Source organism: Sphingomonas sp. BK481 (assembly GCF_014194875.1).
GTDB lineage: Bacteria > Pseudomonadota > Alphaproteobacteria > Sphingomonadales > Sphingomonadaceae > Sphingomonas > Sphingomonas aerolata.
Genome location: NZ_JACIAP010000004.1, coordinates 29,286 through 52,073 on the forward strand (window position 1 = coordinate 29,286; position 22,788 = coordinate 52,073).

23 protein-coding genes are annotated in these 22,788 nt (G+C 67.5%); 15 read left to right on the top strand and 8 right to left on the bottom strand.

The window, feature by feature from the left end; translation table 11 throughout:
* The first annotated feature begins 13 nt into the window (after positions 1–13).
* Together murJ and trpS are read left to right on the top strand one after the other, a co-directional pair.
* Positions 14–1,579 (top strand): murein biosynthesis integral membrane protein MurJ, encoded by a 1,566-nt coding sequence (gene murJ / locus FHY04_RS09140; protein ID WP_183936218.1) that lies wholly within the window; start codon positions 14–16, stop codon positions 1,577–1,579.
* 9 nt (positions 1,580–1,588) lie between these two features.
* Positions 1,589–2,596 (top strand): tryptophan--tRNA ligase, encoded by a 1,008-nt coding sequence (trpS, locus tag FHY04_RS09145; protein WP_056675004.1) that lies wholly within the window; start codon positions 1,589–1,591, stop codon positions 2,594–2,596.
* Between the two features lie 156 nt (positions 2,597–2,752).
* Here trpS and dnaA read toward each other — a convergent pair whose 3' ends face one another.
* From dnaA to mutM, 3 genes are all read right to left on the bottom strand, one after another.
* The gene (dnaA, locus tag FHY04_RS09150; RefSeq protein ID WP_311724311.1) at positions 2,753–4,213 is read right to left on the bottom strand and encodes a chromosomal replication initiator protein DnaA; all 1,461 of its coding nucleotides are present in this window, start codon (positions 4,211–4,213) and stop codon (positions 2,753–2,755) included.
* A gap of 461 nt (positions 4,214–4,674) precedes the next feature.
* On the bottom strand, positions 4,675–4,938 hold the full coding sequence (gene rpsT / locus FHY04_RS09155; RefSeq protein ID WP_031394736.1) for a 30S ribosomal protein S20: 264 nt from the start codon (positions 4,936–4,938) through the stop codon (positions 4,675–4,677).
* Positions 4,939–5,045: 107 nt separating this feature from the next.
* Complete coding sequence (mutM, locus tag FHY04_RS09160; protein ID WP_183936220.1) at positions 5,046–5,861, bottom strand: bifunctional DNA-formamidopyrimidine glycosylase/DNA-(apurinic or apyrimidinic site) lyase; 816 nt, start codon at positions 5,859–5,861, stop codon at positions 5,046–5,048.
* Positions 5,862–5,917: 56 nt separating this feature from the next.
* Here mutM and FHY04_RS09165 point away from each other — a divergent pair, with 56 nt between their 5' ends.
* The 7 genes from FHY04_RS09165 (at position 5,918) to FHY04_RS09195 (ending at position 12,525) form a co-directional block, all read left to right on the top strand.
* The gene (locus FHY04_RS09165; protein ID WP_183936221.1) at positions 5,918–6,697 is read left to right on the top strand and encodes a class I SAM-dependent methyltransferase; all 780 of its coding nucleotides are present in this window, start codon (positions 5,918–5,920) and stop codon (positions 6,695–6,697) included.
* Between the two features lie 241 nt (positions 6,698–6,938).
* Positions 6,939–8,471, top strand: a complete 1,533-nt coding sequence (gene ubiB, locus FHY04_RS09170; RefSeq protein WP_159512496.1) for a 2-polyprenylphenol 6-hydroxylase — start codon at positions 6,939–6,941, stop codon at positions 8,469–8,471.
* A gap of 13 nt (positions 8,472–8,484) precedes the next feature.
* On the top strand, positions 8,485–9,606 hold the full coding sequence (locus tag FHY04_RS09175; RefSeq protein WP_183936222.1) for a hypothetical protein: 1,122 nt from the start codon (positions 8,485–8,487) through the stop codon (positions 9,604–9,606).
* A 10-nt stretch (positions 9,607–9,616) separates the two neighbouring features.
* A complete protein-coding gene (coaBC, locus tag FHY04_RS09180) occupies positions 9,617–10,810 on the top strand; it encodes a bifunctional phosphopantothenoylcysteine decarboxylase/phosphopantothenate--cysteine ligase CoaBC (protein ID WP_183936223.1) in 1,194 nt (397 codons plus the stop codon).
* Positions 10,811–10,820: 10 nt separating this feature from the next.
* Positions 10,821–11,261: a dUTP diphosphatase gene (dut, locus tag FHY04_RS09185; RefSeq protein WP_183936224.1), complete on the top strand. Its 441-nt coding sequence runs from the start codon at positions 10,821–10,823 to the stop codon at positions 11,259–11,261.
* Positions 11,258–11,773 carry a hypothetical protein gene (locus FHY04_RS09190; protein WP_183936225.1) on the top strand — a complete coding sequence of 172 codons (516 nt, stop codon included), beginning with the start codon at positions 11,258–11,260 and terminating at the stop codon, positions 11,771–11,773. Before dut ends, FHY04_RS09190 begins: the two co-directional genes overlap by 4 nt.
* Entirely contained in the window at positions 11,770–12,525 is a 756-nt protein-coding gene (locus FHY04_RS09195; RefSeq protein WP_183936226.1) for a molybdopterin-synthase adenylyltransferase MoeB, read from the top strand. The genes FHY04_RS09190 and FHY04_RS09195 overlap by 4 nt, the downstream gene beginning before the upstream one ends.
* A 57-nt stretch (positions 12,526–12,582) precedes the next feature.
* Here FHY04_RS09195 and galU read toward each other — a convergent pair whose 3' ends face one another.
* Entirely contained in the window at positions 12,583–13,452 is an 870-nt protein-coding gene (galU, locus tag FHY04_RS09200; protein ID WP_031394718.1) for a UTP--glucose-1-phosphate uridylyltransferase GalU, read from the bottom strand.
* Between the two features lie 124 nt (positions 13,453–13,576).
* Between galU and wecB the strand changes: the two genes are divergently transcribed.
* Together wecB and wecC are read left to right on the top strand one after the other, a co-directional pair.
* Positions 13,577–14,728, top strand: coding sequence for a non-hydrolyzing UDP-N-acetylglucosamine 2-epimerase (gene wecB / locus FHY04_RS09205; protein WP_183936227.1), 1,152 nt, complete (start codon positions 13,577–13,579; stop codon positions 14,726–14,728).
* A gap of 12 nt (positions 14,729–14,740) precedes the next feature.
* Complete coding sequence (wecC, locus tag FHY04_RS09210) at positions 14,741–16,036, top strand: UDP-N-acetyl-D-mannosamine dehydrogenase (protein ID WP_183936228.1); 1,296 nt, start codon at positions 14,741–14,743, stop codon at positions 16,034–16,036.
* Here the strand turns inward: wecC and FHY04_RS09215 are convergent.
* Positions 16,033–17,115 carry a M48 family metallopeptidase gene (locus tag FHY04_RS09215; protein WP_183936229.1) on the bottom strand — a complete coding sequence of 361 codons (1,083 nt, stop codon included), beginning with the start codon at positions 17,113–17,115 and terminating at the stop codon, positions 16,033–16,035. The genes wecC and FHY04_RS09215 overlap by 4 nt on opposite strands.
* A gap of 92 nt (positions 17,116–17,207) precedes the next feature.
* On the opposite strand from FHY04_RS09215, the gene FHY04_RS09220 reads away from it, so the two are divergent.
* Both FHY04_RS09220 and FHY04_RS09225 read left to right on the top strand, forming a co-directional pair.
* Positions 17,208–18,008 (top strand): metallophosphoesterase family protein, encoded by an 801-nt coding sequence (locus tag FHY04_RS09220; RefSeq protein ID WP_183936230.1) that lies wholly within the window; start codon positions 17,208–17,210, stop codon positions 18,006–18,008.
* Between the two features lie 169 nt (positions 18,009–18,177).
* Complete coding sequence (locus FHY04_RS09225) at positions 18,178–18,423, top strand: hypothetical protein (protein WP_183936231.1); 246 nt, start codon at positions 18,178–18,180, stop codon at positions 18,421–18,423.
* A 455-nt stretch (positions 18,424–18,878) separates the two neighbouring features.
* Here FHY04_RS09225 and FHY04_RS09230 read toward each other — a convergent pair whose 3' ends face one another.
* Both FHY04_RS09230 and rpsU read right to left on the bottom strand, forming a co-directional pair.
* Positions 18,879–19,448, bottom strand: coding sequence for an FKBP-type peptidyl-prolyl cis-trans isomerase (locus FHY04_RS09230; RefSeq protein ID WP_031394634.1), 570 nt, complete (start codon positions 19,446–19,448; stop codon positions 18,879–18,881).
* Between the two features lie 133 nt (positions 19,449–19,581).
* Positions 19,582–19,788: a 30S ribosomal protein S21 gene (gene rpsU, locus FHY04_RS09235; protein ID WP_031394635.1), complete on the bottom strand. Its 207-nt coding sequence runs from the start codon at positions 19,786–19,788 to the stop codon at positions 19,582–19,584.
* 186 nt (positions 19,789–19,974) lie between these two features.
* On the opposite strand from rpsU, the gene cysS reads away from it, so the two are divergent.
* Both cysS and FHY04_RS09245 read left to right on the top strand, forming a co-directional pair.
* On the top strand, positions 19,975–21,429 hold the full coding sequence (cysS, locus tag FHY04_RS09240) for a cysteine--tRNA ligase (protein WP_183936232.1): 1,455 nt from the start codon (positions 19,975–19,977) through the stop codon (positions 21,427–21,429).
* 62 nt (positions 21,430–21,491) lie between these two features.
* On the top strand, positions 21,492–22,430 hold the full coding sequence (locus FHY04_RS09245) for a D-2-hydroxyacid dehydrogenase (RefSeq protein WP_183936233.1): 939 nt from the start codon (positions 21,492–21,494) through the stop codon (positions 22,428–22,430).
* 37 nt (positions 22,431–22,467) lie between these two features.
* On the opposite strand, the gene FHY04_RS09250 is transcribed toward FHY04_RS09245, so the two are convergent.
* Complete coding sequence (locus tag FHY04_RS09250) at positions 22,468–22,623, bottom strand: hypothetical protein (RefSeq protein WP_183936458.1); 156 nt, start codon at positions 22,621–22,623, stop codon at positions 22,468–22,470.
* Between the last annotated feature and the right edge of the window lie 165 nt (positions 22,624–22,788).

Here is a 22,788-nt window from a genome sequence, read left to right on the forward strand (position 1 = left end):
GGAGGGCGCATAGGTGAACCTGACCAAGGCGCTGGGATCGGTTGGCGGGCTGACGCTCGCCAGCCGCATCCTGGGGCTGGTGCGCGATTCGCTGTTCGCGCGGTTCGTCGGCGCGGGGTTCGCATCGGATGCTTATCTTATCGCCTTTCGCCTCCCGAACATGTTCCGCGCGCTGTTCGCGGAAGGCGCGTTCTCGGCCGCATTCATCCCGATGTTCAACCGCAAGGTCGGCGACAAGGATGGCCGCGGCCTGCCCGACGGCATCGCCTTTGCCGAGGACGCCTTGTCGGTCTTGCTGCCGGTGCTGATCGGCATGACGGTGCTGCTCGAGCTTGCCGCCTGGCCCGTCACCTGGCTGCTGACCTTCGGGTTCAACGGGGCGAGCGCCGAGCGCTTCGCCTATGTCGTCCACCTGTCGCGGATCATGTTGCCCTATCTGCTGCTGATCAGCCTCGTCTCGCTGCTCGGCGGCATCCTCAATTCGCTGCATAAATTCTGGATCAACGCCGCGGCGCCGATCCTGCTCAACGCGACGCTGATCGCCGCGCTGCTGCTGTTCCACGAGCGGCTGCCGCTGATGACCGCGCGCAACCAGGCGATCGCGGTCACGGTGTCGGGCGCGCTCCAGCTGCTCTGGCTGATCTACGCCTGCCGCAGATCGGGCGTCGTGCTCCGGCTGAAGCGACCACAGCTCAATCCCGAGGTGAAGCGGCTGATGTCGCTGATCTGGCCTGCCGCCGCGGGTGCGGGCGCGGTGCAGATCAACCTCGTCGTCTCGACCGCACTCGCCGCCGCGCTGCTTCCCGCGGGCTCGGTCTCGTACATCTATTTCGCGGACCGGCTGAACCAGCTGCCGCTCGGGCTGATCGGCATCGGTCTCGGCACCGTCCTGCTCCCCACCATCTCGCGCCAGCTCGGTCGCGGCGAGGAGACGGAGGCGATGGCGACGCAGAACCGCGGCATGGAGCTCGCTCTGTTCCTGACGTTGCCCGCGACGGTGGCGCTGATCGTCTGCGGCGTGCCGATCGTCGGTGCATTGTTCCAGCACGGCAAGTTCGCGCTCGACGACAGCATCCTCACCGCGCAGGCGCTCGCCGCCTTCTCGATCGGGCTGCCGTCCTACATCCTCGTGAAGGTGCTGACGCCGGGCTATTATGCGCGGTCCGACACGAAGACGCCGGTGCGCTATGCGACGATGTCGATGGTCGTGAACCTCGTCCTCAACCTCGCCTTCATCAAGCCGCTCGGCCATATGGGTCCGCCGCTCGCCACCGCGATCGCGAGCACGGTGAACGTCGCGATGCTGTATCGGACGCTCGTCCGTCGCGGGCATTTCATCCCCGATGCGCGGCTGGTGCGGCGGACGTGGCGGCTGCTGGTCGCCGCGCTGATCATGGGCGGCGTGATGTATTTCCTCAACGACCTGTTTCAGCCGTTCGTCACGGGCAGCGGGACCGAGCGCTGGGGGGCGATGCTCGTGCTGGTCGCGACCGGCGGGGTCGTCTATGCGATCGCCACCCTGCTCACCGGCGCGTTCCGGCTGGGCGACATCTCCACGCTCCTGCGTCGTTCCAAATAAGGTTTTCCCATGCGCGTCGTCTCCGGCATCAAGCCTACCGGTAATCTCCATCTCGGCAATTACCTGGGGGCGGTGAAGCAATGGGTGGCGTTGCAGGACGACGTCGTCGCGCAGGGCGGGGAGTCGATGTTCTTCATCGCCGACCTGCATGCGCCGACCGAATGGATCGCGCCGGCCGAACTTTCGTCACACACACTCGAGGTTGCCGCGACGATGATCGCGGCGGGCGTCGATCCGGCCAAGTCGATCCTGTTCAACCAGGCGCGCGTGCCCGCGCACAGCGAGATGGCCTGGCTGCTCAATACCGTCGCGCGCGTCGGCTGGCTGAACCGCATGACGCAGTTCAAGGACAAGGCGGGCAAGAACCGCGAGGGCGCGAGCGTCGGGCTGTATGACTATCCGGTGCTGATGGCGGCGGACGTGCTGCTCTACAATGCGACCCACGTGCCGGTCGGCGAGGACCAGAAGCAGCATCTCGAGCTCGCGCGCGATATCGCGACCAAGTTCAACGGCGATTACGGCGTCGACCTGTTCACGCTCCCCGCGCCGCTGATCAGCAAGGCGGCGCCGCGGATCATGTCGTTGCGCGATGCGTCGGCCAAGATGTCCAAGTCGAACCCGTCCGAGCAATCGGTGGTCAAGCTGATCGACAGCGACGACACGATCGCCGACAAGTTCCGCAAGGCGAAGACCGATCCCGACCTGCTGCCCGCGACCGTCGACGAGCTCGGCGACCGGGCGGAGGCGCGCAACCTGCTGACGATCTATGCCGCGCTGGCGGACAGCGACGTCGCGACCGTGCTGGGCGAATATGGCGGCAAGGGCTTCGGCGCGTTCAAGCCGGCGCTCGCGGATCTCGCAGTGGCCAAGCTCGGGCCGATTCGTGACGAGATGGTGCGGCTGCTCGACGATCGCAGCGCGGTGACCGCGGTGCTGCGCGACGGCGCGGAGAAGGCGCGCGCGCTGGCGGCGCCGGTGCTGAAGCGTACGCAGGATGCGATGGGGTTGCAGGTCTAAGCTGCCTTGCACCCGTCATACTGACGTCCCTCCCGTCATCCTGACGCCCCCTCCCGTCATCCTGACGAACGTCAGGACCCAGGGTAACAGGCGGTGTGGTTTGTGGCTCTGGGTCCTGACGTTCGTCAGGATGACGGCGTAAGAGGCGGGAGAGCCTCAGCCCTCCAGTTCGCGCATCAGCACACGGACCGCGGCGTCGATGTCGCGGTCCTGGTCGCGCAGTTCGGTAATCTTGCGGACCGCGTGGATGACCGTCGAGTGATCGCGGCCGCCGAACTTGCGTCCGATCTCGGGCAGCGACCGCGTCGTCAGGCGCTTGGCGAGATACATTGCGATCTGCCGCGGCCGCGCGACCGCACGCGCGCGGCGTGCCGAGATCATGTCGAGCGGCTTCAGCTCGAAATGCGCCGTCACCAGTTTCTGGATCTCGTCGATCGTCACGCGCTTCTGTGCGCCGCGCAGCACTTCGCCGAGCGTTGCGATCGCGAACTCAAGGTCGATCGTCTCGCCGGTCAGCTGCGCATAGGCGATGACGCGGTTGAGCGCGCCCTCGAGCTCGCGGATATTGGCGTGGATCCGGCTCGCGATCAGGTCGAGCACGTCGGTCGGCACGCGCAGGTCGGGCAGGTCGACGAGCTTGCGGTCGAGGATCGTCCGGCGCAGCAGCAGGTCGGGCGCCTTGATGTCCGCGACCAGCCCGACCGCCATGCGGCTGATGATCCGCGATTCGACACCCTCGAGCGCCTGCGGACAGCGATCGGCGGAGATCACCAGCCGCTTGCCGGCGGTCATGATCTCGTTGATCGTGTGGAAGAATTCCTCCTGCGTCGCGTCCTTGCCGGCGATGAACTGGAGATCGTCGATCAGCAGCAGGTCGGCGCCGCGCAGCCGGCGCTTGAACGCATGCGTGTCACGCGCGCGCATCGCCGCGACGAAATCATACATGAATCGCTCGGCCGACATGCACAGCACGACCGCGTGCGGGTTGGCCGCGAGGAACGTGTGGCCGATCGCATGCATCAGATGCGTCTTGCCCTGCCCCGTGTTGCTGTGGAGGAACAGCGGGCTGAACCGGACGGGTCCGGGCTCGGCGAGCACCTTGGCGGCGTTGAACGCGACCTTGTTCGACGCATCGACGACGAAGCGGTCGAACGTGTAGCGCGGATCGAGCGGCGGGCGCTCGGGGATGACGGTGTCGTAGGCCGGCGCGGGCTGCGTCGCGGTGGCGGGGGCGGGCTTCAGCGACGGGTCGACGCCGAATTTGACCAGGACCGGCGCGGGTTCCACGGCCGCAGCCGCGGTGGTGCGGTCCAGGGTCTCCGCAGGGGTCGGCATCACCAGCAGCACGGGCTTTGGCCCAGGCCTGCGCGTCTCGATCTGGACGGTGCGGACCTGCGGCAGGATCTGCCGGAATTCGAGTGCGAGCCGGTCCGCATAATGGTTGCGGACCCAGTTGGTCATGAAGGCGGACGGCAAGGCGAGGCGGATCGACTCCTCGTCGTCGCTCGGGATCAGCTCGATCGGCTTCAGCCACTGCTCGAACAGGCGCGCGCCGGCAGACTCGCGCAGGGACGAGCGCACGCGGTCCCAGGCCTTTTCGGCCTCCGAAGCGTGCACGGTCGATCCTTGCCAATTCGTCACGCGCACACTTCTCCGACCCCGCGCGACAGCCGCGCTGGTGATATAGTCCCGACAGAAAATGATCCCCCGTGACGACCCATAGGGTCGCCCGGCATCTTCGCCCTGTTGCTTGCGCAGTGGTGATTCACGTCCGTGATTCACCGCCGCCGTTCGCTCAGTTATGAAGCGATCGGCGAGTCTAGCAAGGCCCGAGCACGTCACATTTTCGAAATAAAGCGGGTTGACTTGATCAAGCCCCGGAAATGCGTCGATATTTTTATAAGTGGCTGTGTTTGGCCAATTTTTACGATTTCGGAGCCGGTGCGGCATGATCCGGCGTCACTCGAATCGCGGGGAATCCGTGGGTTGCGCGAGCGCGCCTTCGGTTCCCTTTGCAGACGCAAAAAACCCGCCGGGAAGATCCCGGCGGGCAATCCGCTCCGGCAATGTCGGGTCGCTTAGGCGAGCCCGGTCACGGCCTTGGTCAGACGCGCGAACTTGCGGCTCGCGGTGTTCTTGTGCAGCACGCCCTTGGCGACGCCACGCTGCAGCTCAGGCTGTGCCGCGGCCAGTGCGGTGGTCGCTGCGCCCTTGTCGCCCGAAGCCAGTGCGGCCTCGACCTTCTTGATGAAGGTACGGATACGGCCAACGCGGTTGCCGTTCACTTCCGCGCGACGGTCGTTGCGACGGATACGCTTTTTCGCCTGCGGCGTGTTCGCCATGAAGCCCTCTGGATGTTCGAATGATAAAAAGGGGCGCCGGATTGCTCCTACGCCCTCTCGAAGCGCGGCTCCTACCCACTCCGCACCGAATCGTCAACCGCGTTCCGTCATGCCTTTTGGCAACGCGCACACCAGAAGGTCGAACGCCCGCCCTCCGTCCTGCGGCGGACCAGCGCGCCGCACGAACAGGGTTCGCCCTCGCGACCATAGACACGCCATTGTTTCGAGAAATAGCCGAGCTCGCCGTCGGGTCGCGCATAGTCGCGCAGACTCGACCCGCCCGCGAGGATCGCGGCGGTCAGCACCGCGCGGATCGCCTCGACCAGCCGTTCGAGTCGCGGCAGCGCGATCCGCCCCGCCGCACGGCTCGGCGCGATCTTCGCCATGTGCAGCGCCTCGCACACATAGATGTTGCCGAGGCCTGCGACGATCCGCTGGTCGAGCAGCATCGCCTTGATCGACGCGCCCCGCCCTTCGAGCGCCGCGAGGAGATAGGCCGCGGTCAGATGGGGGCCGAGCGGTTCGGGCCCCATGGCGAGGAACGGCGGATAGTGCGCGATCGCGTCGCTGGACCAGAGATCGAGAAAGCCGAAGCGTCGCGGGTCGTTCAGCGCCACCGTCCGCCCCGCCGCCGTGCCGATGAGCAGATGGTCGTGCGGCAGGATCGCGCTGGGATCCACCCGCCAGCGTCCCGACATGCCGAGATGGAAGACGAGCGTATCGCCGCGATCGGTGTCGATGAGGCCATATTTGGCGCGCCGCGACAGCCGCGTGACGGTCGCGCCGGTCATGCGCTGCCGCAGGTCGACGGGAATCGCCTTGCGCAGGTCCGCACGGCGCGGTTCGACCGAGGCCAGGCGCTGGCCGAGCAGCACGGGTTCGAGCCCGCGCACGGTGGTTTCGACTTCGGGAAGTTCTGGCACGTTTTCCAGCTAGGTTGCGTTTGCCCGCGCCACAAGGCGCCGCTAGAGCACGGGGCATGAACGACATCGCGCCCGCCCCCGCTCTCATCCCCGGCCCCGCCCCGAAGGCTGACACCGTCTCGTTCGGCTATGAGGACATTCCCGCCACCGAGAAGACCGCGCGCGTCGGCGGCGTGTTTTCGAACGTCGCGAGCAAATATGACCTGATGAACGACGCGATGTCGGGCGGCATGCACCGGCTGTGGAAGGACCGCTTCGTCCGCCGCGTGAAGCCGCGCGAAGGCGAGCAGATCCTCGACATGGCGGGCGGCACCGGCGACATCGCGTTCCGCATGGAGCCGTCGGGCGCATCGATCACGGTCGCCGACATCAATCCGCAGATGCTCGAAGTCGGCATGGAACGCGCGCACAAGCGCGGGCTCGACGGGCTGGTCTGGACCGAGGCGAATGCCGAGACGCTGACCTTCCCCGACAGGTTCTTCGACGCGTACACGATCGCGTTCGGAATCCGGAACGTGACCGACATCCCCAAGGCGCTGCGCGAGGCACACCGCGTGCTGCGGCGTGGCGGGCGCTTCTATTGCCTCGAATTCTCGACCACCGTCTGGCCGGGCTTTGCCGAGGTGTACGATGCCTATTCGCACAAGATGGTCCCGAAGCTCGGGCAACTGCTCGCGCAGGATGCCGACAGCTATCGCTATCTGATCGAGTCGATCCGTCGGTTCCCGGACATGCCCAAGTTCAAGGGCATGATCGCGGATGCGGGTTTCGTGCAGACGAAGGTCGAGCCGTTGCTGGGTGGGCTCGTTGCGATTCATTCGGGTTGGAAGATTTAGTGATCACGCGAAGGCGCGAAGGCGCGAAGAGGGGTTCACGCGGAGACGCGGAGACGCGGAGAGCCAGAGCCGCATTCGCGCGACAGCGCATAATCAACTCTTCGTCGATGATGAAAGGCCGCAGTCGCGGCAGGGTGCACACTCTCCGCGCCTCCGCGCCTCCGCGCGAACCATTTCTGCCTTCTCTTCGCGCCTTCGCGCCTTCGCGTGAACCCATCTCGCTTTCTGCGGTGCCCGGCCTGTGACCGCCTCGACCACCCATGTCTGGCGGCTTCTCAAATGGGGTCGCATCCTCGCCCGGCACGGCGCGCTGCGCGGGATCGAGCGGGATCCCAATACGCCGGCCGCGGTGCGTCGCCTCGCGCGGATCGCCCGGTTCGGTGCGCGCGTGCCGAAGGTGCCGCGCTATGCCGATGCGTTCCAGGCGATCGGCCCCGCCGCGATCAAGCTCGGGCAGACGCTCGCCACCCGCCCCGATCTGGTCGGCGAGGATGCCGCGCAGGATCTGCTGCGGCTGCAGGACCAGTTGTCGCCCGTCCCTTACGAGACGATCGAGGCGGCGATGCTGGCGAGCTTCGGCAAGCCGCTCGAAACGCTGTTCTCGCGGATCGAGCAGGTCCCGGTCGGTGCCGCGTCGATCGCGCAGGTCCACCGCGCGACGACCACCGATGGCCGCCAGGTCGCGGTCAAGGTGCTCCGCCCCGGCGTCGAGGACGACTTCGCGCGTGCGATCGACACCTATAGCTGGGCGGCGGCGCAACTCGAGGCGCTGAGCCCCGAGGCGATGCGTCTGCGGCCGCGCCTGACGATCGAAACGTTCAAGCGCTGGACGCTGCGCGAGCTTAACTTCCGGCGCGAGGCCGCCTCGGCGTCCGAGCTCGCGGACGGCATGACCGCCGAGCCCGATTTCGTCATTCCCGCAATCGACTGGGCCCGATCGACCGCCAAGGTCATGACGATCGAGTGGATCAACGGCATCAAGCTGTCGGATCGTCCCGCGCTGGTTGCGGCGGGCTACGACCTGCCCGGCCTCGCGCAGACCTTGGTCCGCGCGTTCCTGCGCCAAGCGATCGCCGACGGGTTCTTCCATGCCGACATGCACCAGGGAAACCTGTTCGCGCTGCCGGGCAACCGGATCGCGGCGATCGATTTCGGCATCATGGGCCGGATCGACCGGCGCGCACGCGTCTGGCTCGCCGAGATCCTCTACGGGCTGATCACCGGCAACTATAAACGCGTCGCCGAGATCCATTTCGAGGCGGGCTATGTCCCCGCGCACCACGACGTCGCCGAATTCGCCACCGCCTTGCGCGCGGTCGGCGAGCCGATGCGCGGGTTGCCGGTCAAGGACATGTCGATCGGCATGATGCTCGACAGCCTGTTCTCGATCACGCGCGATTTCGACATGGTGACGCAGCCGCATTTGCTGCTGCTGCAGAAGACGATGGTGATGGTCGAGGGCGTGGCGACCAGCCTCGATCCCGACATCAACCTGTGGGAGAGCGCGGAGCCGTTCGTGCGCGACTGGATCCGCGGCGAACTCGGCCCCGAGGCGGCGATCGCCGACCGGATCATCGAGGACGTGCGCACGCTGACCCGGCTGCCCGAACTGGTCCGCCGGATCGAGGCGCATTACCCGGCACCCGGCGGTGCACCGCCGACGATGCCGCTGCGCGAGATCGAGGTCATCCGGATCGGCGGCGGCTGGCGCTATGGCCTCGTCGCGGTGATCGCGGCGATGGCCGGGGTTGCCGCGACGCTGGTCTTCGGATGAGCCTGCACGTCGGATGAGGACGCGGCGGGGCGCCCCCCTGTGGCTGGTCGGCCCGAGCCGGTTTGCCGGCATGTCCCGGTCGCAGGCGCGGCTGGGGCTCGCGCTGTTCGCGATGCTGCTGCTCGCGTGCCTGACCGCGACCAGCGCGCCCGGACCGCGTCCGAGCGAGGCGGGCGTGGCGTCTGCGCCGCTAGGCCAGACCGAGCTGCTGCTCTATCAGAGCGTCGTCGCGAACGTGCGCAGCGGGACGCCCTATTATGTCGCGGCGGCAGAAGCGCACCGCGTCGCGCGCGCCCCGCTCAAGCCCTATACGACGGTCCGGCTGCCGACGCTGGCGGTGGTGCAGGCCGCGGTGCCGCCGCTGCTCGTCACTGCGCTGTTGCCGCTCCTCTGCATTGGCGTGATGGGCGCGTGGATCGTCCGGTTGCGCCCGGCGATGACCGGGCCGATCCCCGTGGGGATCGCGGGGCTGCTGATCCTGACGGGGCTCTACGTGCATCTCGAGCCGCCGCTGGTGGTCTTCCCCGAAGTCTGGGCGGGGGCTCTGATCGCGCTCTCGCTTGCCTTGCGGCGTCCCGGTGAGTGGATCCCCGCGGTCGCGCTCGGCCTGTCGGCAATGCTGATCCGCGAGACCGCGCTGATCTATGTCGTGATCATGGCGGTGATCGCCTGGATCGAGGGTGAGCGCCGCGAGGCCGCCGCATGGGTCGGCGCGACGCTCGTCTTCTTCGTCGCGCTCGCCGCGCATGCGCATGCGGTGACGCTCGTCACCGGTCCGCTCGACCGGAGCGCGCAGGGGGTGAGCGGTCTGGAGGGGTTCGGCTTCTATGTTCAGCTCGTGACGCTGTCGTCGGGCCTCGCGCTGCTGCCGGACTGGCTGGCGGCGGTCCTGATCGCGACCGCGCTGTTCGGGTGGCTGGCGTGGCGCGATCCTGCCGCCGTCCGCGCGCTCGCGACGCTGCTGGGCTATGCGGCGGTGATCGCGCTGGGCGTGCGCAGCGACGACTTCCCATGGGCGCTGATAACCACCCCCGTCCTGCTGGTCGGGATCGTCTTCGCGGTCGATGGCCTGCGCGACATGATCGTCGCGGCGCGCGATACACGACGGATTACGGTGACGCGCGTGATCCGCTAGGAGTCGCGGCATGAAGCGTATTCTCCTGATCGTCGGGGGCGGCATCGCCGCCTACAAGGCGAGCGAACTCGTCCGCCTCCTGCGCAAGCGGGGCCATGCGGTCCGCTGCGTGCTGACCGAGGCGGGGCAGCATTTCGTCACGCCGATGACGCTCGCCGCACTCAGCGAGGACAAGGTCTATACCACCCTGTGGGACCTGAAGGACGAGGCGGAGATGGGACATATCCAGCTCAGCCGTCAGGCCGACCTGATCGTCGTCGCGCCCGCGACCGCGGACCTGATCGCGCGGATGGCGGGCGGGCTCGCCAACGACCTTGCGACGACATTGCTGCTCGCGACCGACAAACCCGTGCTCGCGGCGCCGGCGATGAACGTGCGGATGTGGCTGCACCCCGCGACGGTGCGCAACGTCGCGCAGCTGCGTGCGGACGGCATCACCGTCATGGCGCCCGACGACGGTCCGATGGCGTGCGGTGAATTCGGACCGGGGCGGCTGCCCGAGCCCGACCGGATCGCCGACGCGATCGATGCCGCACTCGAGGCGAAGCCGCAGCGTCTCGCGGGCCGACACATCCTCGTCACCGCAGGGCCGACGCACGAGCCGATCGACCCCGTCCGCTATATCGCCAACCGGTCGTCGGGGCGGCAGGGCTTCGCGATCGCAGGCGCGCTGGCGGCACTTGGCGCGCGGGTGACGCTGGTGGCGGGGCCGGTGACGCTGCCGACCCCCGCCGGCGTGACGCGGATCGACGTCGAGACGGCGCGCGAGATGGCCGATGCGGTCGACCACGCCCTGCCCGTCGATGCCGCGATCATGGTCGCGGCTGTCGCCGACTGGCACGTCGACGCCGCGGTACAGAAGATCAAGAAGGGCGATGCGACGCCGACGCTTTCGCTGTCCGAGAACCCCGACATCCTCGCGACACTCGCGCGCAGCCCGCAGCGACCCGCGCTGCTGATCGGCTTCGCGGCCGAGACCGAACGCGTCGTCGAGCATGCGACCGCCAAGCGTGCGCGCAAGGACGTCGACTGGATTGTCGCCAACGACGTGTCGGGCGACGTGATGGGCGGCGACAGCAACAGCGTCCATATCGTCACGAAGGACGGCGTCGAGAGCTGGCCGCGGCAGGGCAAGGATGCAGTCGCGGCGCAGCTGGCACGGCGCGTCGCCGATGCGCTGGAACCCGCACAGCCGATGCGCTAAACCGCACCGCATGACGATCCGTATAGACCTCAAGAGATTGCCGCATGGCGATGGCCTCCCCCTGCCCGCCTATGCGACCGCCGGTGCCGCTGGCATGGACGTGGTCGCGGCCGAGCCGCTGACGCTTGCACCGGGCGCCCGCGCGGCGGTCGCGACCGGCTTTGCGATCGCGATTCCCGAAGGCTACGAAGTCCAGGTGCGGCCGCGTTCGGGGCTGGCGCTTAAGCACGGCGTCACCTGCCTCAACACGCCCGGGACGATCGATTCGGACTATCGCGGCGAGGTGAAGGTCATCCTCGCCAATCTCGGCGATGCCCCCTTCGACATCGCCCGCGGCGACCGGATCGCGCAGCTCGTTCCTGCGGCGGTGGTGCGCGCGAGCGTCGGCGAGGTCGAGACGCTCGACGACACGGTGCGCGGGCATGGAGGATTCGGGTCGACCGGACGATGATCGCGCTGCTTCTTCTGGCAGCATCGCTGGGCAGCGCGCAGGCCCCGGCCGCCGACGTGCAGACCGCACCGGCGCTGCCCGTGCCGCGAATCATCCCCCCGCCCGTCGTTCCGACCCTGCCCCCCGCGCCTACGCCGTCCGCGCCGCCGCAAATGACGGGTGGCGTCCCGCTGCCGCCACAGGACTGGAGCGCGCTGCCGGTGTTGCGGCTGCGGCGCGCGGTCGCCCCGTCGCTGGATGCCAGCACGTTCGTCCAGCGCGAGGTGCTGGCCGGGCGGTGCGGTGGCGCGACGCGGACGCCGCAGGGCTGGGTCCTGAACCTCGACCTCGCGCTGCTCGCCGCGGCGGATGGCCGGGTGCGACGGGTCACGCCGCGCGCGATCGACTGCCCGACCGTCGAGCAGTTCGCCGCCGGACTGCTGCTGGGCGCGGCGCGCAACAATGTCGATCTGCGCGGCGCCGCCACCGACAGCTGGTACCGCACGACGATGGTGTTCGCGTGGAAGGCATGACGCTCTCCGACGACGAACTCGCGCGCTATGCCCGGCACATCGTTCTTCGCGAATTCGGCGGCACCGGTCAGCTCCGCCTGAAAGCGGCGACCGCGGTGGTGATCGGCGCCGGCGGCATCGGCTCGCCAGCGATCCAGTATCTCGCGGCCGCCGGGATCGGGCGCCTCGTGCTGATCGACGACGACGCGGTCGAGACGTCGAACCTGCAGCGTCAGACGATCTTCCGCACCGAAGACCAGGGTCTCGCCAAGGTCGAGGCCGCCGCCGCGGCGCTACGCCGGATCAATCCGAACGTCACCGTCGACACGCACCGCCTGAGGGTCGACCAGGGCAATATCGGCGCGCTGATCGCGAGCGCGGACGTGGTGCTCGACGGCTGCGACAATTTCGCGACGCGGTTCGTCGTCGCCGATGCGGCGCATGCGGCGCGGATCCCGCTGGTCTCGGCGGCGGTCGGCCAGTTCGAAGGCCAGCTCGGCGTGTATCGCGGCTGGGAGCCCGACCGGCCCTGCTATCGCTGTTTCGTCGGCGAGAATCCCGAGCGTGCCGAGACGAGCTGTGCGGAGGACGGCATCCTCGGCCCCGTCACGGGCGTGGTCGGCAGCTTGGCCGCTCTGGAAGTGATTCGTGCGGTCGCGCCGTTCGGCGACGACGTCGCGGGGCAGCTGTTGCTGATCGACCTGCTGTCGCTCCGCTTCCGGACGATCCGGCTGCCCAAGGACCCCGGCTGCCCCTGCTGCGGCGGCGGCTGATCCGAAAACGAGCGGGGCGGATGGCTGAACCCACCCGCCCCGCATCTTGCAGGCCGTTCAGCCCAGCAGCGTCTTGGCAAACGCGCGGACGACCGGTCCGATATCGTCGCGTGCGAGCGCGAGCGCGAGGTTGGCCTGGATATAGCCCGCCTTGTCGCCGCAATCGTAGCGCTGGCCATCAAAGGTGAAGCCGTGGAACGGCTGGTTGCCGATCAGCTGCGCCATCGCGTCGGTCAGCTGGATCTCGCCGCCGGCGCCCTTTTCCTGCCCTTCGAGGATGCGCATCACTTCGGGCTGGAGGATGTAGCGGCCCGGGATCATCAGGTTCGACGGCGAGGTGCCCTTGGCGGGCTTCTCGATCAGCGCGGTGACCTCGGTCAGGCGACCGTCGGTCGCGCCGGGCGAGATGATGCCGTATTTGTCGGTTTCCGAATCGGCGACCTCGAGCGCGCCGATGACGTTGCCGCCGACCTTGTTATACGCCTCGACCATCTGCTTCATGAAGCCGGGCTTGCCGACCATCAGCTCGTCGGGGAGCAGCACTGCGAACGGCTCGTCGCCGACGATCTCGCGCGCGCACCAGACCGCATGGCCGAGACCCAGCGGCTCCTGCTGACGGACATAGACGGGCGAGCCGGGCCGCTGGCGGATGCCGTCGAGCACGGTCAGCGACTTGCCGCGCGCGCGCATCGTCGCCTCGAGCTCGTAGGAAATGTCGAAATGATCCTCGAGCGCGCCCTTGCCGCGGCCGGTGACGAAGATGATCTGCTCGATCCCCGCTTCCAGCGCCTCTTCGACGGCATATTGGATCAGCGGCTTGTCGACGACGGTCAGCATCTCCTTGGGCATCGACTTGGTCGCCGGAAGGAATCGCGTGCCAAGCCCAGCAACGGGGAATACGGCCTTGCGCAGCGGTTTGATCGTCATTCAGTAGTCCCTTGTATCGTTGCGGGTGCAGATCGTTGCGGGTGCATAATGCCGCCGAACGGACTCGGCAAATCAACTGCGGCGGTTAGCGCGTCATTAAAGACGTGGGGTGTAGGCGGGTTCCATGTCAAAAATACTCGTCATCTTCGGGACGCGCCCCGAAGCGATCAAACTCTTCCCGGTCATCCGGGCGTTGCAGACGCAGCCGGGGCTGGTCGTCAGGACCTGCGTGACTGCGCAGCATCGCGGGCTGCTCGACCAGGTGCTCGCGATCGCGGGGCTCTCCCCCGATATCGATCTCGACCTGATGGAGCCGGGCCAGACGCTCGATCGGCTGACCGCCCGGCTGCTGGTCGGGCTGGGCGATGTGATGGACGCCGAGCAGCCCGACATGGTCGTCGTCCAGGGCGACACCGCGACCGCGATGACCGGCGCGCTCGCCGCCTATTACCGCAAGGTCCCGGTCGCGCATGTCGAGGCGGGGCTGCGCTCGGGCGACATCCATCATCCTTGGCCCGAGGAAGTGAACCGGCGGATCGTCGCGCCGATCGCCGCCTTGCACTTCGCACCGACCCAGACCGCCGCGGACGCGTTGCTGCGCGAGAATATCGCCCCCTCGACGATCCACGTCACGGGCAACACGGTGATCGACGCGCTGCACTGGACCCATGCGCGGGTGGCGGCGGATCCGGCGCTCGGCGCCGCGCTCGACCCGGTCGTGGCGGATACTGCGGGCAAGCGGATCATCCTCGTCACGACCCACCGGCGCGAGAATTTCGGCGACGCGATGGCCGGGATCGCGCGGGCAATCGCGCGGATCGCGGCGCGCGATGACGTCGCGGTCGTCTTTCCCGTGCATCCCAACCCGAATGTCGTCGCGGTGATGGACCGCATCCTCGGCGACCAGCCCGATATCGCGCGGATCGCGCCGCTCGATTACCCGAGCTTCGTCCGCGCGCTGGGGCTTGCCGAGATCGTCCTGACCGATTCGGGCGGCGTGCAGGAGGAAGCGCCTGCGCTCGGCAAGCCGGTGCTGGTAATGCGCGAGACGACCGAGCGCCCCGAGGGCGTCGAGGCGGGTACCGCAAGGCTGGTCGGGACGTCGGAGGACCGCATCGTTTCCGAAATCTTCACGCTGCTCGACGACAAAGCAGCCTATTCCGCGATGGCGCGCGCGCACAATCCGTTCGGCGACGGCCACGCCGCAGCCCGGATCGCCGAGACCATCGCGCAGACCATGGCCCAGGCGGTCGCCAGCGCACCGGCCCATCGTTGAGGATCATCCGTCATGCTTTCCGATACTGAACTGAACGTCGTCGTCATGGGACTGGGCTATATCGGCCTGCCCACCGCGGCGATCATCGCGCGGACCGGCGCGCGCGTGCTCGGTGTCGACGTGACCGAACGCGTCGTCGAGACGATCAATTCGGGGCGCGTGCATATCGAGGAGGTCGATCTCGACGGTCTGGTCTCGGGCGTGGTCGCGCGCGGTACGCTGCGCGCGGCGATGACGGTCGAGTCCGCCGACGTCTTCGTGATCGCGGTGCCGACCCCGTTCGACGCCGCGCACGCGCCCGACATCAGCTATGTCCTGGGGGCCGCGACGACGATCGCGCCTGTGCTGAAGCCCGGCGATACCGTCATCCTCGAATCGACCTCCCCCGTCGGGACGACCGAGAAGGTCCGCGACCTGCTGGCGACCTTGCGCCCCGATCTGCGCGTGCCCGGGCGGACCCGGGACCAGGCCGATATCGCGATCGCCTATTGCCCCGAACGCGTGCTGCCGGGACGGATCCTGGTCGAGCTGATCGACAATGACCGTGTCATCGGCGGGATCACGCCGCGCTGTGCGCGCAAGGCGCTGACCTTCTACCGCCGGTTCGTGCGCGGCGCGTGCGTCACGACGACCGCGCGCGCCGCGGAGATGACGAAGCTGACCGAGAATGCGTTTCGCGACGTCAACATCGCGTTCGCCAACGAGCTGTCGCTGATCGCCGACACGATGAACGTCGATGTCTGGGAGGTGATCCGCCTCGCCAACCGCCACCCGCGCGTCAACATCCTGCAGCCCGGGCCCGGTGTCGGCGGGCATTGCATCGCGGTCGACCCCTGGTTCCTCGTCCATGCCGCGCCCGACCAGACGCCGCTGATCCGCACCGCACGCGAGGTGAATGACGGCAAGACCGATCACGTCATCGCGCAGGTCGCCGCGATGATCGCGGCGGATCCGACCGCGCCGGTCGCGTGCCTGGGCCTCGCGTTCAAGGCCAATATCGACGATTTCCGCGAGAGCCCGGCGATGAAGGTCGCGCTGGCGGTCGCGAATCGCTTCGGGGATCGCGTCCGGATCGTCGAGCCCTATGCCAGCACGCTGCCACCAGGCTTTGCCGGCACCGGCGCGACCCTGATCGACGTCGACACCGCGATCGAGACCTGCCCGATCATGGTCGTGCTGGTCGATCACGACGTCTTCCGCTCTATCCCGCTCGAGGAGCGTGGCGAGAAGACGGTGCTCGATACGCGGGGGATCTGGCCCGACCAGCCGCGCGGCCCGGCGCAGCCGGCGGCGCGACTGGCCGGCTAGCGGAGCGGCTGGGTCCGCAGCGCGAGGACATCGGCGGGCAGGATCGGCCGTTCGGGGCGGCGGGCAATGTCCTGGACGACCGCGTCGAGCGCGGTCGCCCGCGCCTTGGACGAGGCGTGGGTGCGGCTGCGGAAGAGGCCGCCGTCGATCGTGCCCCCCTTCTCGCGCCAGAATTGCGGCGCCGAACGCGGATCATAGCCGGCATTGGCGAGCAGATAGACGCTGAGCCGATCCGCCTCGTCCTCGGTCTGGCGGATCAGCCGGCCGTTGCGGCCGAGTTCCGCCATCAGCCCACGACTGATCTTCGCCGCGTCGAGCCGGTCGCGGTGGCGCAGGATGTTGTGCGCCAGCTCGTGCGCGACGATCACCGCGATCTCGGCATCGCTATAGCCTTCGAAATATTTCTCGCCGATCTGGACGACCGCGCCGTCCGCGCTCGCATCGAGGCCGCTGCCGAGCAGGATCTCGAATCGCGAGCGGCAGCCCGCCACGGCGGGGATCGAGACGGTGGCCGCGCGCCCGTCACGCAGGACCGTCATCGCGATCGGTGCGCCGGGCGGCTGCGCTGCGATCAGGGCCTCGGCAGCGTCGCGGTCGGCGGGGGTTTCCGCGGCGTCCGCGGCACCGATCCCGGGTTGCCGCTTGCCCGCGAGCAGCTGGATCGAATCGCCCGACCGGACGCCCGCGCGCGCGGCCGGTCCGTCGGCGACCACCGCCTCGACCCCCAGCCGCGTTTCGAACCCGAACACGCCGATCGCATTCGGCCTGGCCTCCGCACTATATTGGTTGAGCGCATGGATCGGCATGCCGATCTGCGGCTGAAGACGATCGCACAGCGCCGCATTGGCGGAGGTCAGCCGGTACCCGATCGTCGCAAGCCGCAGATCCGCGGCGCGCAACGCTTCGAAGAACGCCTTGGGCGGGGCGTCGGCGGGCACTGCAGCCGGGGCGGCGGTGGCGCCGGCGACGGAGACGGACGGCGGCGGAACCGCGGAGGCCGCACCTGCGCTTAGCAGGACTGCGGGCAGGAGACGCATGACGATCGACATGCGGCCCTGATAGACGGCTTTCAGCCGCACGCCATCCACCCTCGCGCAGGAGTCGACGAACCGCGCCGCGTTGCGACGGCGCGCCCGAGCCTCTATGTGCGGTGCCAACGGATATAGACTTTATGATTTCAAGATTCTTTCGTCCCAAGGCACCGCGGCCCGCGGAGCGGTCCTCGTCGATCCCCGAAGGCCGGCGCGTCTATGCGGTCGGCGACATCCATGGCTGTGCCGATCTGCTCGACGACCTGATCGCGCAGATCGACGCGGACGATGCGGCGCGCGGCGCGGCGGAGACGACGGTCATCTTCCTGGGCGATATCGTCGATCGGGGTCCGGCCTCGGCCGCGGTGGTCGATCGGCTGATCACCTATGCCGCGGCGCGCCCCGACGTGCGGTTCCTGCAGGGCAATCACGAGGAGATCTTCCTCGGCGCACTTGACGGCGAGCCCAAGGCGCTACGCCTCTTCTGCCGGATCGGCGGTCGCGAGACGGTGCTGAGCTATGGCATGGACGCGGCGGAATATGAGCGGCTCGATTACGAGGAGCTGGTGCAGCGTCTCGCGCAGCTGGTGCCCGAGGCGCATCGCACGTTCCTGGCCGGCTTCGAGGATCTGATCACGATCGGCGACTATGCGTTCGTGCATGCGGGCGTCCGTCCGGGAACGCCGCTTGAGGACCAGCGCGGTTCGGATCTGCGCTGGATCCGCGACCCGTTTCTCGATCATCGCAGCCCGCTCGACAAGATGATCGTCCATGGCCACACGGTGATCGAAGAGGTCCAGACGATGGCGCATCGTATCGGCATAGATACGGGCGCCTATGCGACCGGTCGGCTGACTGCGCTGGGGATCGAGGGCGATCGCACATGGACGTTGCAGACGGCACCCCGCCCCGGCTCGTCGGAAAATTCTCTCGAATCCTGAAAACTATGCCTTCTCGTCCTACTACAATAGGGTATACCCCCAGGGCGATCAGGGCATGTTGCCCGCTCGCAACAGTATGGAACTCTTCCGTACCGTTCCAGTTACCTCGGTTGCGCAAGGTCGGGTTTCGTGCCAGAGACTGACGCGACGAGCACAAAGGGAGTTCATCATGCGTCTTGGGAAGTATCTCCTGACCGCAGCAGCAGCCACGATGGCAGTTGCTCCGGCCATGGCAGCGCCGGTTAATTCGGCAGCAAGCCTTTCGGTTGCGAAGTCGGCTCGCGCCGGTTCGGTTACCGCGAAGAAGAACAAGGTTGCAGGCGGCGGCATCATCGTTGCAGTCCTCGCAGCAGCAGCCGTTGTCGGCGGCATCGTTATCGTTGCCGATAACGACGACGACAGCGACAGCAACTAAGCATAGGCTCAGTTCTGGAAAATAGCGGTCTTCGGGCCGCTATTTTTTTGCCTGCCGCAGATCGGTCCGGGGCGGATGCGGCGAAACTCCATCACCGCTCCCCGTCTTGCACCGCTGCGCAAGCCACCGCGTGCCACCGCGTGCCACTGGGATCGACGATAGATTGCGATGATCCGCGGGACTGAGGCCTGCACACGAACTCCGGCGGTCGAGCATGATCCACCATGCCGCCGTCATGCCGGATGGTGTTTGACCCCTGACGCGGCGCGCCCACCCTTGGCCAAGGCAGGCGGGCGCGAGATGACCCGAGGCGTCACCGGGTGCGTCGGCCGAACCCTGCATGATCCGCGTCACGCCGACATAACAAGGCCGCCCGCGACGATCAGTCACGGACGGCCCTGTATCATGATGCCGAGTCCGGCAGGTCTCGGGCGGCGAACCGCCCGAAGACGCGATCAGCGCGGCTGCGGTACCGCGCCGCCGGCGCCCGGCGCACCCTGCTGCATCTGCATCTGCTGCTGCGCCTGCATCTGCTGGACGACGCTCTGCGGCAGGAAGTCGAGCAGTTCGACGTCGAACACGAGCGTCGAGTTGGCCGGGATCGGTCCGCTGGCCTTGTCGCCATAGCCGAGCGAGGGCTTCAGCCAGAAACGGTACTTGCCGCCCTTGGGCATCAACTTGAGCGCTTCGGAGAAGCCCGGAACGACGCCCGTGACGGGCAGCGGCGTAGGCTGCTGCGACTTGTCGAAGGTGGTGCCGTTGAGGAGCTTGCCCTCGTAATTCACCAGCGCGACATCGGCATCGGTCGGCTTGGCGGCACCGGGCTTGCCCGGCGTCAGAATCTTGTACTGGAGGCCCGACGCGGTCGTGACGACGCCCTTGGCGCGCCCGTTGCGGGTCAGCGGATCGTCACCCTGGCGCGCGAGCGCGACGGCGCCGATCAGCGCGAGCGCGATGCCCAGCCACAGATAGATGAGATAGCTGCGCTTGGTCGGCTGCAGCGGAACGGCGGTGACGGTCGACATCGGACAAACCCCGGGTCATCTGGTCACGCCGGAGCGCCGCGCGTGCCGTAGAATTCGTAATCGGAGCCGCGGTGACGCGGCCCCCAAAACCCTGGCTGCGCATGCAGCCGAGGGTTCCTACTGCAGGCGAAGCTTAGCGTGCGCCGTCGCGCTCGGCGCGCTTGCGCTCGAGCTTGCGCGAACGACGGATCGCAGCCGCACGCTCGCGAGCGCGCTTTTCCGACGGCTTCTCGTAGTGGCGGCGCAACTTCATCTCGCGATACACGCCTTCACGCTGCAGCTTCTTCTTGAGCGCGCGAAGGGCCTGGTCGACGTTGTTGTCGCGGACGATGATTTGCATAAACCCGTTAAGCTCCGGTCGAATAGATACGAATGGATAGTGCCGTCGCGAACAAGTCCGCGCCGCATGAACGGGAGCCCCTAACAGCGTGTGCCCGCTGTTTCAAGCCAAACCCGCCCGGTCAGTGTCGGGGTTCACGTCGGGAGGCGGTTTGCGGGCCTGCAAAGCCAGCGCTAAGAGCCGCGCATGACCACGCACGCCCTGACCCTGTATAACAGCCTGACGCGCCGCCTCGAGCCGTTTGCGCCGATCGAGCCCGCCAATGTCGGGCTCTATTCCTGCGGACCGACCGTCTACAACTATGCGCATATCGGCAATCTGCGCGCCTATGTCTTTACCGACACGCTGTCGCGGACGCTGACGTGGAAGGGCTTTGGGCTCACGCACATCGTCAACATCACCGATGTCGGCCACCTGACCTCGGATGCCGATGCGGGCGACGACAAGATGGAGGCCGCCGCGCGCGCCAGCGGGCAGGATATCTGGGCGATCGCAAGACATTACACCGAAGCCTTCAAACGCAACCTGATCGACCTCCACATCCGCACGCCGACGCGTTTCCCGCTCGCGACCGACCATATCGCGGAGATGATCGCCTTTGCCGAGGCCATTGCGCCGGAGCATTGCTACCGGCTCGAGGACGGGCTGTATTTCGATACCAGCACGGTCCCGGATTATGGCCGGCTTGCCCGGTCGAACGACGATGCCGGCGAGAGCCGGATCGATCCGGTCGCGGGCAAGCGCCACCCGCAGGATTTCGCGATCTGGCGGACATCGGCCCCCGGCGAGATGCGCCAGATGGAATGGGACTCGCCCTGGGGACGCGGTGCGCCTGGCTGGCATCTCGAATGCTCGGTGATGAGCCAGAAATATCTGGGCCCGCAGTTCGACATCCACACCGGCGGGATCGACCACCGGGAGATCCACCACCCGAACGAGATTGCACAGAATCAGGCGCGTTGCGGGTGTGCGGAGACCGGGGCGAACCTCTGGATGCACAACAACTTTCTCGTCGAACGCTCGGGAAAGATGTCGAAATCCGGCGGCGAGTTCACAACGCTCCAGACGCTTATCGATCGCGGTTTCCACCCGCTCGCCTATCGACTGATGTGCCTTCAGGCGCAGTATCGCAGCGAGCTCGAATTCTCCTGGGACAATCTGGCGGCCGCGACGACCCGGCTGAAGCGGCTGGCGCTCACCGTGCAGGCGTTGCGCGACCGGGCGGCATCCAGCGATCCCGCCAAACCCGCGGCCGACACCGTCCGCGCGCTGCTCGCCGGCTACCGCGACCGACTCGACATCGCGGTCTGCGACGACCTTGCGACGCCGCGCGCCTTGCCGGTCCTCGACGAAATGCTCGCGGACAAGCGGCTGTCGCCCGCGGACCGACTCGCCGCGCTGGCCGATTTCGATGCGGTTCTGGGACTCGATCTTGCAGCCCTGCGCCGCGAGGATCTGCGCGTTCGTCCGGCCTCGGCCACGCTCGATGCAACAGCCGTCGACGAACGCCTTGCCGAGCGCCGCGCCGCGCGGGCCGCCAAGGACTTCCCCCGGTCGGACGCGATCCGCGACGACCTCGCCAGCGCCGGGGTCGAGGTGATGGACGGTGATCCGCTCGGCTGGGACTGGCGGATCGGCTGACACGCGGCGAAAAACGACTCGGCGCTTTGGCGTCGCACACGAAGCGCGGTACAGACACGGGGATGAAAGCCGTCCTCCCCGCCGCCGCCCGCCCGCTGCTCGAACCGCATCTGCCGTCCGATCTCGACGTCGAATGGTTTGCAACGCCGGGCGAGGCGAATGCGGCGATCGGCGATGCGGAGATCGCCTGGGTCGACATGCAGCCGACTCACCTAGTGGCGGACGCGATTCGCGCCGCCGGGCCGCAGCTGAAATGGGTGTCGACCATCTATGCGGGCCTCGACGCCTTCCCTCTCGCTTTGCTCCGCGACCGGGGCGTGATCCTGACCAACGGTGCGGGCATCAACGCGGTCGCGGTCGCGGAATATGCGGTGATGGGGATACTCGTCGCTGCCAAGCGCCTCGACACCGTCCTCCGCGCGCAGGCCGAGCATGCCTGGCTGAAGGACGCGCCGGGCAAGGTCGAGCTGGCCGACACGCGTGCGCTGGTCATCGGCTATGGCACGATCGGCGCAATGATCGGCGATCGGCTCGCGGCCTTTGGCGTCGACGTGACCGGCGTGACCCGGACCGGGCGCGACGGGACACTAACTCCCGATGCATGGCGCGACCGTCTCAGGGAGTTCGACTGGGTGGTGCTTGCCGCGCCCTCGACCGATGCGACCAAGACGCTGATCGGCAGCGGTGAGCTTGCCGCGATGAAGGGCAGCGGCTGGCTGATCAACATCGCGCGCGGCGACATGATCGATGACGAGGCGTTGCTCGCCGCCCTGCGTTCGGGACAGATTGGCGGGGCGTTCCTCGATCCGACGCATCCCGAACCGTTGCCGGCCGATCACCCCTTATGGTCCGCGCCGAACACGATCCTGACGATGCATCTGTCAGGTCGCAGCCAGACTAGGATGTTCCAGCGCGGCGCGGCGCTGTTCCTCGACAATCTGCAGGCGTTTCGCGCGGGGTCTGCGATGCGAAACGTCGCCGATCTCGGCGCGGGCTATTGAACGAGACCGTCGGTGGCAGGCACCGACGGTCGCACGATCAGCTGCGCGCGGTGCCGTTGTTCGGGCTGTTATAGTCCTTGATCCCGCGACGGCGGCGCTTGTCGCGACGGCGGCGCTTCATCGTCATGATCAGGACGGGCACGCCGATCGCGACACCGACGCCAACGATCGAAAATGCAATGATAATTCGCAAGGGAAGATCCATCGTCGCCCTGTGCCAAACCTGCCCGACATTGAGAAGTGCTTTCTATACAATCTCGGGCAACCTTTGACCGACCGGCTCGCTGCAATCAGCCAAGCCCGGCATCCGGTACTCGTCCGCCGGCAAGCTTTACTTGATTGCGCCAAAAGCCGATTC

Excerpts from the sequence above, each read along its gene's own strand:
- wecB (WP_183936227.1), top strand. The coding sequence starts at position 13,577 with ATGTCAAAAATACTCGTCATCTTCGGGACGCGCCCCGAAGCGATCAAA.
- dut (WP_183936224.1), top strand. The coding sequence starts at position 10,821 with ATGACGATCCGTATAGACCTCAAGAGATTGCCGCATGGCGATGGCCTC.
- FHY04_RS09220 (WP_183936230.1), top strand. The coding sequence starts at position 17,208 with ATGATTTCAAGATTCTTTCGTCCCAAGGCACCGCGGCCCGCGGAGCGG.
- rpsU (WP_031394635.1), bottom strand. The coding sequence starts at position 19,788 with ATGCAAATCATCGTCCGCGACAACAACGTCGACCAGGCCCTTCGCGCG.
- coaBC (WP_183936223.1), top strand. The coding sequence starts at position 9,617 with ATGAAGCGTATTCTCCTGATCGTCGGGGGCGGCATCGCCGCCTACAAG.
- FHY04_RS09230 (WP_031394634.1), bottom strand. The coding sequence starts at position 19,448 with ATGTCGACCGTCACCGCCGTTCCGCTGCAGCCGACCAAGCGCAGCTAT.
- FHY04_RS09175 (WP_183936222.1), top strand. The coding sequence starts at position 8,485 with ATGAGGACGCGGCGGGGCGCCCCCCTGTGGCTGGTCGGCCCGAGCCGG.
- cysS (WP_183936232.1), top strand. The coding sequence starts at position 19,975 with ATGACCACGCACGCCCTGACCCTGTATAACAGCCTGACGCGCCGCCTC.
- trpS (WP_056675004.1), top strand. The coding sequence starts at position 1,589 with ATGCGCGTCGTCTCCGGCATCAAGCCTACCGGTAATCTCCATCTCGGC.
- FHY04_RS09225 (WP_183936231.1), top strand. The coding sequence starts at position 18,178 with ATGCGTCTTGGGAAGTATCTCCTGACCGCAGCAGCAGCCACGATGGCA.
- FHY04_RS09165 (WP_183936221.1), top strand. The coding sequence starts at position 5,918 with ATGAACGACATCGCGCCCGCCCCCGCTCTCATCCCCGGCCCCGCCCCG.
- wecC (WP_183936228.1), top strand. The coding sequence starts at position 14,741 with ATGCTTTCCGATACTGAACTGAACGTCGTCGTCATGGGACTGGGCTAT.
- rpsT (WP_031394736.1), bottom strand. The coding sequence starts at position 4,938 with ATGGCGAACACGCCGCAGGCGAAAAAGCGTATCCGTCGCAACGACCGT.
- FHY04_RS09195 (WP_183936226.1), top strand. The coding sequence starts at position 11,770 with ATGACGCTCTCCGACGACGAACTCGCGCGCTATGCCCGGCACATCGTT.
- FHY04_RS09190 (WP_183936225.1), top strand. The coding sequence starts at position 11,258 with ATGATCGCGCTGCTTCTTCTGGCAGCATCGCTGGGCAGCGCGCAGGCC.
- galU (WP_031394718.1), bottom strand. The coding sequence starts at position 13,452 with ATGACGATCAAACCGCTGCGCAAGGCCGTATTCCCCGTTGCTGGGCTT.
- FHY04_RS09245 (WP_183936233.1), top strand. The coding sequence starts at position 21,492 with ATGAAAGCCGTCCTCCCCGCCGCCGCCCGCCCGCTGCTCGAACCGCAT.